This is a genomic window from Candidatus Saccharibacteria bacterium, assembly GCA_012965045.1.
Lineage (GTDB): Bacteria > Patescibacteriota > Saccharimonadia > Saccharimonadales > DTSZ01 > DTSZ01.
This window is the reverse complement of record DTSZ01000001.1, coordinates 284,226-293,771: the sequence shown is the minus strand read 5'-3', so window position 1 is coordinate 293,771 and position 9,546 is coordinate 284,226. Positions and strand designations below refer to the sequence as shown.

Genomic DNA, 9,546 nt, shown 5'->3' with positions numbered 1-9,546 from the left:
CAAATATCTAAGCTGGACGAAGTCCGTATAGCTGGCGATCTAGCAAAATCGGTAACTGTCGAGTAAGATCATAAGTATGAATACAACAGAACTACTCGAAGAATTGAAGATTGCCGGTGACAGTAAGTACCCCAATCCTGAAATTAAATCGAATGTTTATTTCGAACTTGCGTTAAGGGGACTGGAAGAAGCGTGCCAAAACTGTTATTTTGCAACGTCTAAACTTGCAAGAGCAGCAGATGAGATTGTTGCGACTGACGCTTCGTCACTAGAGATGTTAGGCGCAATAGATTCAATAAGCTTAGCTTGCCAAGCAGGAACAGATGAAAGTCAAGAGATAGTTTTGCCAGAAAGTGAATTAATCGATGTCTAATAAACAGAGTGAAGAGCCAGATTCGCTGTATTTTTTAAAAATAGTATTATTTTTTATTTTGGGTGGGGTGTGGATTGCCTTCGATCAAACCGCCGGTATAACTAAAACTATCCCAATTGGATTTATTGTCGGGTTGTTATTTGCTCATCATGATCATTTTCAGCTTGATAGGAAAATTGAATATGCAATTCTTCTAGCCAGCGCTGCACTAAGTTACGTGGCACCGCTTGGGCTTGTTTTCTTATTGTGAACAAAAATTCATTTTCGAAGTTAAATTTTCCAAAAAGAATGGCCATTTATGCTAAGCATTTAGCTTTTCAGCTCTTTTTTTTCTTCATTACACTAGTGGAACTGATTATTTTATATGAAAAAGCGAAAAATCCAGATCCAAGTTTAATCGGAGTGTTTCTTTTAATTTATGCAACGTACGCAACTTTTTTTGTTGTGTGGCGGCGCAGAAACAAATTATAAAAAATCCCAGAACAAGTGTTGACAACAGTAGTCTTTGACTGTAGTGTTAATGGAAGTACAAAAACACGTGTATGTTGCGTGGCGACTGAGAAGGTTTAGATAACAGATATGCACATCTAAAAACCGCTCACCAGCCCGTATTTTTTATACGCGTATGACAAGGGGAATCAAGCGTGAAAGCTTTGCTCGGTAAAAAAATCGGAATGACTCAAATCATCAACGACGATGGTGCTATGGTTCCTGTTACCTTAATTCATGTTGGCGAAAACACTATTACTGGTGTGCGCACAGAAGAAACTGACGGCTACACAGCTGTACAGCTTGGTTACGGTGAAGCAAAGCACATGAAGAAACCGCAAGCAGACGGTCTTAAAAAGAATAACGTAAAATCACAACCTAAATTTATTCGTGAAGTTCGAGACATGGAATTATCAGAAGAGTCGTCAGTTGGCGGCTCTTTTAATGCTGGAATTTTCGAAATTGGCGACAAAGTTAAAGTTACCGGTACAAGCAAAGGAAAAGGTTGGGCAGGAACTGTTAAGCGACATAACTTTAACACCAGTAAGCGAACGCACGGTGGAAACGGCTATGTTCGACGACCAGGCTCTATCGGCTCTATGTACCCACAAAAAGTCTTTAAAGGTAAACGAATGGCTGGACGCATGGGTGGTGAAACAACTACTACACTTAATCTTAAAGTTGCCTATGTTGACGAAAAGAACCAACTAGTTGGTATTAAAGGCGCTGTTCCTGGTCCAAAACGAGGACACGTCGTAATTAGAGGTATTGCATAATGGCTGTTGCAACATATTCAAAAACCGGTACTAAAGCAGCAACTGCGGCAAAACTTAACAAAGATGTATTTGGCCTTGAAGTTAAAGACCACTCGTTATTACACCAAGCCTACCTAACTCACCAAGCAAATGGCCGAACTCGCGTAGCTAGTGTTCTTGGTCGCGGTGAAGTTCGTGGTGGTGGACGTAAACCATGGAAGCAAAAAGGTACTGGTCGTGCTCGTCACGGTTCTATCCGCTCACCAATCTGGCGTGGCGGTGGAGTAACCTTTGGTCCTTCAAACAACCGTAATTACAGCAAACAATTAAACCGTAAGGCTAAAAAGACTGCCGTTAAACAAGCATTGAGTGTTGCTGCAAATGCTGGAACAATTAAAGTTATCGATGATTTTGTAGCAAAAGACGGTAAAACAAAGCATGCTGCTGAACTAATGACTAAGCTCGACTCTACTCGATCGGTAGTGCTCGTAGTTGACAACAAAACTGATCAAAATGTTCGGGCAACTAACAACCTTGATTTTGTGAAACTGGTTCAAGCTAACTACCTAAACGTGTACGACATCTTAAATGCTCACAGCGTTGTATTTACTAAAAAAGCTCTTGACGTTGTTGACGCTTGGCTTGCAGACAAGGAGAGCAAGTAATGATTTTTATTCAACCTCGAATCTCTGAAAAAAGCTATTTCTTAAGCGAACAAGGTAATACGTACATGTTTGACGTTGATCCGTCTGCTAATAAGCAACAAATCAAGGAAGCTGTTCAAGAGCAGTATGATGTTTCAGTTAAGTCTGTAAGAACTGCCGTTGCTAAAGGTAAAGTTAAAACCACCCCACGTAAACGACGCTACCCAATTGAGGGAAAGCGCAAAACCGTAAAGCGTGCATACGTAACATTAATGCCCGGCAAAACACTGCCGTTTTTTGAGGATATTTCGTAATGGCTGTAAAAAACTATAAAGCAACTACTCCTGGCCGACGCGGCATGACTACTCGTGATTTTGACCAAATCACAAAAAAGAAACCAACCAAGTCACTAACGTCTATTAAAAAGTCTACCGCTGGACGAAACAACCAAGGTCGTATAACAACTCGGCACCGTGGTTCTGGTGTAAAGCGCTACTACCGACACATCACGTTTGGCTTGCCAGCTGGAACAAAAGCTACAATTGAAGCTATTGAATATGACCCTAACCGTTCAGCTAACATTGCTTTAGTTAAAGACCAAAATGACAAGTTGCACTACATTCTTGCTTCAGCACAAATGCACAAGGGTATGGTGATTGAAAGCGGCGAAGAAGTACCGATCGAACCCGGTAACCGAATGACTTTAAAAACTATCCCAACCGGTAGCGTTATTTACAATATTGAAATGAAACCAGGTAAAGGTGGACAACTTGTTCGCAGCGCGGGTAATCGTGCACAGCTTACTTCTAAAGAAGGTGAATACGCACAAGTGCGCCTACCAAGTAGTGAAATCCGAAAAATCCACCTTAGCTGCATGGCTACAATTGGTAGCGTTGGAAATGAACAACATCAGAACATTAAATGGGGTAGCGCCGGTCGTCGACGACGAATGGGATGGCGCCCAAGCGTTCGAGGAGTCGTAATGAACGCTGCAGATCACCCGCACGGTGGTGGTGACGGTGGTAGTCACGGCCCAGGACGAGATCCAAAAACTCCATGGGGTCAATTAACCCTTGGCTACAAAACACGTCGCCGAAAAAGTTCTGACGCATTTATTGTACGTAACCGCCACCAGGCTAAGAGGAAGAGGTAGTATATGAGTCGTTCACTGAAAAAAGGACCATTTGTAGATTTTAAACTAGCTAAAAAAGTTGACGCACTCGGAGCTGATGACCGCAGTGTTATTAAAACCTGGGCCCGCGCCAGCACTATTAGCCCTGAAATGGTTGGCAGAACTATCGCTGTACATAATGGTAAGGTTCACGTTCCAGTATTTATTACCGAAAACATGGTTGGTCACAAACTTGGTGAATTTGCCCCAACTCGTAAGTTCCGTAAGCACGGTGGAAAGTTAGCTAAGTAATTATGAGTGTTATAGCAAAAGCCAACGGTGTGCGCATGAGTCCAAGAAAAGTACATGAAGTAATTTCATTAGTTCGTGGTCGAACTGTAGCAGACGCATTAGTAATTTTAGAACACGTACCACGTCGAGCAGCAGAACCTGTAGCTAAACTAATAAATTCAGCTGTAGCTAATGCTGTTCACAACAATAAAATGAAAAAGAACGATTTGTTCATTGAAAGCATTCAAGTCGGTCACGGACCAGCCTTAAAGCGATTCAGAGCTGCGGCGATGGGACGAGCAAAACCATACAAACGACGATCAAGTAATATTTCAGTTGCACTTTCTTCAATCACAGAAAACCCTCAAACCAGCGATAAACCAGCAGAGAGTAATACTACTAAGCCTGCAGCTAAAAAGACTGCTACCAAGAAAGCAACCGCCACTAAGAAACCAGCTGCAAAAAAGACTACTACTAAAGCTAAGAAGGAGACCAAGTAATGGGCCAAAAAGTTAACCCTACCAGCATGCGTCTGCAAGTTAACAAAAACTGGCGATCACGTTGGTTTGCTTCAGGCACACAATATAAAGACCAGCTTGCTCAAGATTTGCAAGTTCGTCAGTTAATTGACGACACATTTGGTAAGCGTGGTGCTATAAACCGCGTTGAGATTGAGCGATCACCAAGCTTAACTACTGTTACTATCTACACCGCAAAAGCTGGTGTTGTGATTGGTCGCGGTGGTGCTGGTGCGCAAAAACTTAAGGCAGATGTAGAAAAGATCCTAAAAACTACTGTTCGTGTAAACATTGAAGAAATTAAAAAGCCAGAAGTATATGCCAAAGTTGTAGCTGATAACATCGCTAATCAACTTGAACGACGCATCAACTTCCGCCGAGCAGTAAAGCAAGCCGCTGCTAACGCTATGCGCGCTGGTGCTAAGGGAATTCGTATCGAAGTTGCTGGCCGACTTAACAATGCAGAAATGGCACGTCGCGAAAAAGAAATTCAAGGTTCTGTTCCTCTACACACTATTCGTGCTGACATTGATTATGCGCTTGTTGAAGCTCACACGGCAGCTGGCAAGATTGGCATAAAAGTTTGGATTAACAAAGGTGAGGTTCTGTAGTCATGTTAATGCCGAATAAACAAAAGTACCGAAAAGTACGTAAAGGTAAAAACCGCGGTGTTGCTAGTAGTAACAATGAAATCAGCTTCGGTAGGTACGGCTTACGCGCAACCACTGCTGAGCGAATTACTTCACGACAAATCGAAGCATCTCGACGAGCAATGACTCGTTACGTAAAACGTGGTGGAAAAATCTGGATTCGAATATTCCCACACACCCCAGTTACTCGTAAGGCTTTAGGTCTAAAAATGGGTAGCGGCAAAGGTAACCCAGAATTCCACGTTGCAAAAGTTAAGCCTGGCACAATTATGTTCGAAATGGACGGTGTAACTGAAGATATCGCTCGAGAAGCTATGCGACTTGCAGCCCACAAGCTACCGGTTAAGACCAAATTTGTGATTAAAGAAGTTCCAGGAGAGGCGTAAAGACGATGAATATTTCTGAAATTCGCGGACAAGATGTGAAAAAACTCCAAGATCTACTTGCTACTAAGCGAGCAGAGCTTGCCGAGAAGGTTAGGGAAAAGCGAGTAAGTGAACGGGGCAACCTACACGAAGCTCGACAACTTCGAACTGACATCGCAAAAATTTTAACTGTAATTAATGAAGAGACAAAAGAGGAGACAGCGTAATGGCACGTATTTTAAATGGAACTGTGGTTTCTGCTAAAAACAACAAAACTATTGTTGTGCGTGTTGATCGTCGTACTCAACACCCGATCTACAGTAAAGCCTATATTGTATCTAAGAAGTACCACGCTCACGACGAAAAGAACGAAGCCGAACTCGGTGACTCTGTAGCTATTGTTGAATGTCCACCAAAGTCTCGACTTAAGCGATGGAACCTTAAAGAAGTTACCAAAAAGGCAGGTCTAGCATGATTCAACAAGAAAGCAGACTAAAAGTAACTGACAACAGTGGAGCTAAAGAAATTCTTTGTATTCGTGTACTTGGTAGCTCAAAAAAACGATACGCCAAAGTTGGTGACGTTATTACCGCTACCGTTAAGCAAGCTAGCCCAACCGGCCAAGTTAAAAAGAAAAGTGTTGTGCAAGCAGTTGTTGTTCGAACTCAGAACACTATTCGCCGTAAAGACGGCTCTACAATTAAATTTGATGACAACGCAGCTGTAATCATCGGCGAAGACAAACAGCCTCGTGCAACTCGTATTTTTGGACCTGTACCTCGTGAACTTCGTGACATGGGCTACATGAAAATAATTTCACTCGCACCGGAGGTTCTGTAATGAACACTGTAAAACTTCGCGTAGGTGACACTGTTATGGTTCGATCTGGCCGCGACAAAGGTAAGACCGGCAAAGTAACTGCTGTGCACCCTAAAGACAACAAAGTTACCGTTGAAGGCGTTAATGTTGTTAAAAAACACCGTAAGCCAAACCAACAAAACAATACTGGGGCAGTGGTTGAAATTACTAAACCAATTTGGGTTTCTAAAGTTGGGATTGTTCACCCAAGTAAGAAAGACCAGACTACACGAATTGGCTACAAAGTTGACGACAAAGGTAACAAGACTCGTATTTTTAAAGCAAACGGAAAGGAGATTAAGTAATGGCTACCAAAACTGCAGTACAGAGACCACGAATTCACCAGCTATATCTTGACTCCGTTCGTGATGAGCTTAAAAAAGAACTTAATCTAAGTAACATCAATCAAGTTCCTAAGCTTGAAAAGATTGTTGTAAACGTTGGCGTCGGTCGCAGCAAAGGTGATAACCGCATGAAAGAAACGGTTATTAACACACTACGGAAAATCACCGGTCAGCAACCAGCAGAAACCAAGTCTCGCAAATCGATTGCAGGATTCAAACTTCGTGAAGGCGAAGTTGTTGGCTACCGAGTTACTCTGCGCGGTGCGCGAATGTACGAATTCTTAGACCGCGTTGTGAGCATAGTCCTACCTCGGGTTCGTGACTTCCACGGTGTAAGCATTAAGTCATTTGACCCACAAGGAAACTACAGTATTGGGATCAAAGAACAGTCAATTTTCCCTGAGTTAACATTTGAAGACACAGCCGTATTGCACGGGCTACAGATTAACATTGTAACAACAGCAGAAGATAAGGAATCTTCAAAGGCTCTTCTGCGCAAACTAGGCGTACCGCTACAAAAGGAGAATAAGTAATGCCACGAACTTCTATAGTAGAGCGCGATAAAAAGCGCGATAAAATGATTGAGAAATACGCTGCAAAGCGTGCTGAGCTTAAAGCGCTTGGCGATTACGAAGGGTTAGCAAAGCTACCTCGTAACTCAAGCCCAACTCGAAGAACTACTCGTTGCGCAATGACCGGTCGTGGCAAAGGTTATATGCGTAAATTTGGTTTATCTCGAGTAACTTTCCGTGAACAAGCAAGCAAAGGTAATATCCCTGGCGTCACTAAGGCCAGCTGGTAGAAAGGAACAATTATGATTACAACAGACCCAATCGCAGACATGTTAACAAGAATCAGAAATGCAATCGCTGTTAATAAAAACCAAGTTCGTGTTCCTTTTTCTAAGCTAAAGCTTACAGTTGCAACGCTACTAGTTGAAGCTGGCTTTTTAGAAGCAATCGAAACAATTGAAGAAGGTAAGTTTAAAGAGATTAAGATCACTATAAACAAGACAGATTCAAGCCCGAAAATTAACGAATTAGCTCGTATTTCTAAGCCTGGCCGACGTCTGTATGTTAAGGCTGACAAAATACCTAAGGTAATGGACGGTCGCGGAATAATGATTGTAAGTACATCAAAAGGTGTAATGACAGATGCAGAAGCACGTTCAGAGGGCATTGGTGGCGAACTAATGTGTAAGGTATTTTAGATGAGTCGTATAGGTAGACAACCAATCACAATTCCTTCAGGTGTAACCGTAGAAATTAAAGACGGCCTAATAGTTGTTCGTGGCTCAAAAGGTGAACTTTCGCAAGACGTTTTACCAGGTATAGACGTGGTCATCGAAGACCAGTCAATTACAGTTGCTCGTCAGAACGACGAAAAGAAAACTCGTGGATACCACGGATTAATGCGCACCCTAATCGACAACATGATTGTTGGCCTAAGCGAAGGCTTTAGTAAAGAACTTGAATTACATGGTGTTGGTTACCGCGTTCAAATGGCTGGCACTAACCTTAAGTTTGCAATCGGTTATTCACACGATGTTGAGTTTAAAGTACCTCAAGGCATTCAAGCTGAAGTAAATGGAAATGTAATCAAAGTTACTGGTTACGATAAGCAACTTGTAGGACAGACGGCAGCTCAAATTCGGGAAATCAGAAAACCAGAACCGTACAAAGGAAAAGGTATTCGCTACAAAGACGAATACATTGTACGTAAAGCTGGAAAGACAGCGGCGTAGGAAGGTAGATTATGGCAAGACTTGATAACAAACGACGATTACAAGAAGCACGCAAACGACGAGTACGAAACATTATTCGCGGTACAGCTGAGCGTCCACGACTAACTGTGCACGTGTCTAATGTTGCAATGCACGCTCAGATTATAAATGACCTTGATCACAAGACTCTGCTTGGAATGAAAAGTGGTTCGGCTAGCAATATTGAAGGCGCAGCGACATTTGCGAAAGAATTTGCGGCCGCAGCTAAAAAAGCAAAGCTAACAAGCGTTGTGCTTGACCGAGGCAGCAAAAAATACCACGGTAAACTAAAAGCATTCGCAGATAAGCTACGTGAAGAAGGAATGGAGTTGTAGATGGCTGACAATAGACGACAAAACCGACGAGACGACCGACCTGTGAGTGAATTTACAGAAAACGTTATTAATATTGACCGTGTTGCACGAGTTGTTAAAGGTGGCCGACGGTTCAGATTCCGAGCTTTGGTAGTTGTTGGCGATAATAAAACTCGCGTAGGTGTTGGTGTAAGTAAAGGTCAAGACGTTCAATTAGCTGTTGCTAAAGCTGTCGATGTTGCTAAAAAGAACATGATTACTGTTCCGATTAAAGACGGCACAATTCCACACACAATCCAGAAGAAACACGCTGGTGCAGTAGTGCTACTAAAGCCTGCTCGACCAGGTACTGGTACTATTGCTGGCGGTACAGTTCGTTCAATCATTGACGTGATTGGGGTTAAGAACATACTTAGTAAGTCACTTGGGTCAAGCAACAAAATCAACGTTGCCTACGCTACAATCGACGCCTTAAAAGCCCTACAGCCAAAAGAAAACTGGGTTACTACACTTGATGAACCGACAGAAAAGAAAAAGACAAAAGCCACTAAAGCAAAAGCGGAGGCTAAATAATGTTATTCCAAGATTTAGACGTATCGAAAAAGAAGACAAAGAAGCGAGTTGGTCGTGGTATTTCTGCTGGACAGGGCAAAACTGCTGGCCGCGGAACAAAAGGACAAGCATCGCGTAGCGGCTACCGCACCAAGCCAAACTTTGAAGGTGGACAGACACCTTTAGTTAAGCGACTTCCGAAACTTAAAGGTTTTAAAAGTAAACGCGCTGCTGCTCAAGAAGTCACTACCGACGACTTAAACAGTCTAAAAACTAAAAAAATCACTCCAGAAGTACTTGCAGAAGCCGGACTAGTTAAAGATGCATACGAGAAAATCAAATTGATTGGTGCGACTAAACTAGAGTCTGCCAAAGATGTTGAAGTTCACGCTGTAACAGCTGGCGCACAAAAAGCTGTAAAAGATGCTGGCGGAAGTGTTAAACTTGTTGAAAAGGCACGTCCAAAGACATCGAAAAAAGACGACGCTAGCAAATAAATTATTCGGGTTGGCAAAAACTA

General features: G+C 42.5%; 21 protein-coding genes. All 21 read left to right on the top strand.

All coding sequences use genetic code 11. The features are described 5' to 3' along the window. Nucleotides 1–76: 76 nt before the first annotated feature. Nucleotides 77–373 carry a hypothetical protein gene (locus tag EYO12_01555; protein HIA91785.1) on the top strand — a complete coding sequence of 99 codons (297 nt, stop codon included), beginning with the start codon at nucleotides 77–79 and terminating at the stop codon, nucleotides 371–373. Further along, a complete protein-coding gene (locus EYO12_01550) occupies nucleotides 366–623 on the top strand; it encodes a hypothetical protein (GenBank protein HIA91784.1) in 258 nt (85 codons plus the stop codon). The genes EYO12_01555 and EYO12_01550 overlap by 8 nt, the downstream gene beginning before the upstream one ends. Nucleotides 624–1,017: 394 nt before the next feature. Beyond that, nucleotides 1,018–1,638, top strand: coding sequence for a 50S ribosomal protein L3 (rplC, locus tag EYO12_01545; GenBank protein ID HIA91783.1), 621 nt, complete (start codon nucleotides 1,018–1,020; stop codon nucleotides 1,636–1,638). Further along, on the top strand, nucleotides 1,638–2,282 hold the full coding sequence (gene rplD, locus EYO12_01540; GenBank protein HIA91782.1) for a 50S ribosomal protein L4: 645 nt from the start codon (nucleotides 1,638–1,640) through the stop codon (nucleotides 2,280–2,282). Before rplC ends, rplD begins: the two co-directional genes overlap by 1 nt. Beyond that, complete coding sequence (locus EYO12_01535; GenBank protein ID HIA91781.1) at nucleotides 2,282–2,575, top strand: 50S ribosomal protein L23; 294 nt, start codon at nucleotides 2,282–2,284, stop codon at nucleotides 2,573–2,575. Before rplD ends, EYO12_01535 begins: the two co-directional genes overlap by 1 nt. After that, nucleotides 2,575–3,414, top strand: a complete 840-nt coding sequence (gene rplB, locus EYO12_01530; protein ID HIA91780.1) for a 50S ribosomal protein L2 — start codon at nucleotides 2,575–2,577, stop codon at nucleotides 3,412–3,414. The genes EYO12_01535 and rplB overlap by 1 nt, the downstream gene beginning before the upstream one ends. A gap of 3 nt (nucleotides 3,415–3,417) precedes the next feature. Beyond that, entirely contained in the window at nucleotides 3,418–3,684 is a 267-nt protein-coding gene (rpsS, locus tag EYO12_01525; GenBank protein ID HIA91779.1) for a 30S ribosomal protein S19, read from the top strand. A 2-nt stretch (nucleotides 3,685–3,686) separates the two neighbouring features. Further along, on the top strand, nucleotides 3,687–4,163 hold the full coding sequence (locus EYO12_01520; protein ID HIA91778.1) for a 50S ribosomal protein L22: 477 nt from the start codon (nucleotides 3,687–3,689) through the stop codon (nucleotides 4,161–4,163). Next, nucleotides 4,163–4,792: a 30S ribosomal protein S3 gene (gene rpsC / locus EYO12_01515; protein HIA91777.1), complete on the top strand. Its 630-nt coding sequence runs from the start codon at nucleotides 4,163–4,165 to the stop codon at nucleotides 4,790–4,792. Before EYO12_01520 ends, rpsC begins: the two co-directional genes overlap by 1 nt. Nucleotides 4,793–4,794: 2 nt before the next feature. After that, entirely contained in the window at nucleotides 4,795–5,217 is a 423-nt protein-coding gene (rplP, locus tag EYO12_01510) for a 50S ribosomal protein L16 (GenBank protein HIA91776.1), read from the top strand. A gap of 5 nt (nucleotides 5,218–5,222) precedes the next feature. Then, nucleotides 5,223–5,423: a 50S ribosomal protein L29 gene (rpmC, locus tag EYO12_01505; GenBank protein HIA91775.1), complete on the top strand. Its 201-nt coding sequence runs from the start codon at nucleotides 5,223–5,225 to the stop codon at nucleotides 5,421–5,423. Further along, a complete protein-coding gene (gene rpsQ, locus EYO12_01500; GenBank protein HIA91774.1) occupies nucleotides 5,423–5,671 on the top strand; it encodes a 30S ribosomal protein S17 in 249 nt (82 codons plus the stop codon). The genes rpmC and rpsQ overlap by 1 nt, the downstream gene beginning before the upstream one ends. Beyond that, the gene (gene rplN, locus EYO12_01495; protein ID HIA91773.1) at nucleotides 5,668–6,036 is read left to right on the top strand and encodes a 50S ribosomal protein L14; all 369 of its coding nucleotides are present in this window, start codon (nucleotides 5,668–5,670) and stop codon (nucleotides 6,034–6,036) included. The genes rpsQ and rplN overlap by 4 nt, the downstream gene beginning before the upstream one ends. Continuing rightward, a complete protein-coding gene (gene rplX, locus EYO12_01490) occupies nucleotides 6,036–6,359 on the top strand; it encodes a 50S ribosomal protein L24 (GenBank protein ID HIA91772.1) in 324 nt (107 codons plus the stop codon). The genes rplN and rplX overlap by 1 nt, the downstream gene beginning before the upstream one ends. Further along, entirely contained in the window at nucleotides 6,359–6,931 is a 573-nt protein-coding gene (rplE, locus tag EYO12_01485; protein ID HIA91771.1) for a 50S ribosomal protein L5, read from the top strand. Before rplX ends, rplE begins: the two co-directional genes overlap by 1 nt. Continuing rightward, nucleotides 6,931–7,200: a 30S ribosomal protein S14 gene (gene rpsN / locus EYO12_01480; GenBank protein ID HIA91770.1), complete on the top strand. Its 270-nt coding sequence runs from the start codon at nucleotides 6,931–6,933 to the stop codon at nucleotides 7,198–7,200. The genes rplE and rpsN overlap by 1 nt, the downstream gene beginning before the upstream one ends. A 12-nt stretch (nucleotides 7,201–7,212) precedes the next feature. After that, the gene (rpsH, locus tag EYO12_01475) at nucleotides 7,213–7,608 is read left to right on the top strand and encodes a 30S ribosomal protein S8 (protein HIA91769.1); all 396 of its coding nucleotides are present in this window, start codon (nucleotides 7,213–7,215) and stop codon (nucleotides 7,606–7,608) included. Then, nucleotides 7,609–8,142 carry a 50S ribosomal protein L6 gene (locus tag EYO12_01470; protein ID HIA91768.1) on the top strand — a complete coding sequence of 178 codons (534 nt, stop codon included), beginning with the start codon at nucleotides 7,609–7,611 and terminating at the stop codon, nucleotides 8,140–8,142. It begins immediately after the preceding gene. Between the two features lie 11 nt (nucleotides 8,143–8,153). After that, nucleotides 8,154–8,495: a 50S ribosomal protein L18 gene (locus EYO12_01465; GenBank protein ID HIA91767.1), complete on the top strand. Its 342-nt coding sequence runs from the start codon at nucleotides 8,154–8,156 to the stop codon at nucleotides 8,493–8,495. Then, on the top strand, nucleotides 8,496–9,047 hold the full coding sequence (locus EYO12_01460; GenBank protein ID HIA91766.1) for a 30S ribosomal protein S5: 552 nt from the start codon (nucleotides 8,496–8,498) through the stop codon (nucleotides 9,045–9,047). It abuts the gene before it with no gap. Then, a complete protein-coding gene (rplO, locus tag EYO12_01455; GenBank protein ID HIA91765.1) occupies nucleotides 9,047–9,523 on the top strand; it encodes a 50S ribosomal protein L15 in 477 nt (158 codons plus the stop codon). Before EYO12_01460 ends, rplO begins: the two co-directional genes overlap by 1 nt. Nucleotides 9,524–9,546: the final 23 nt, after the last annotated feature.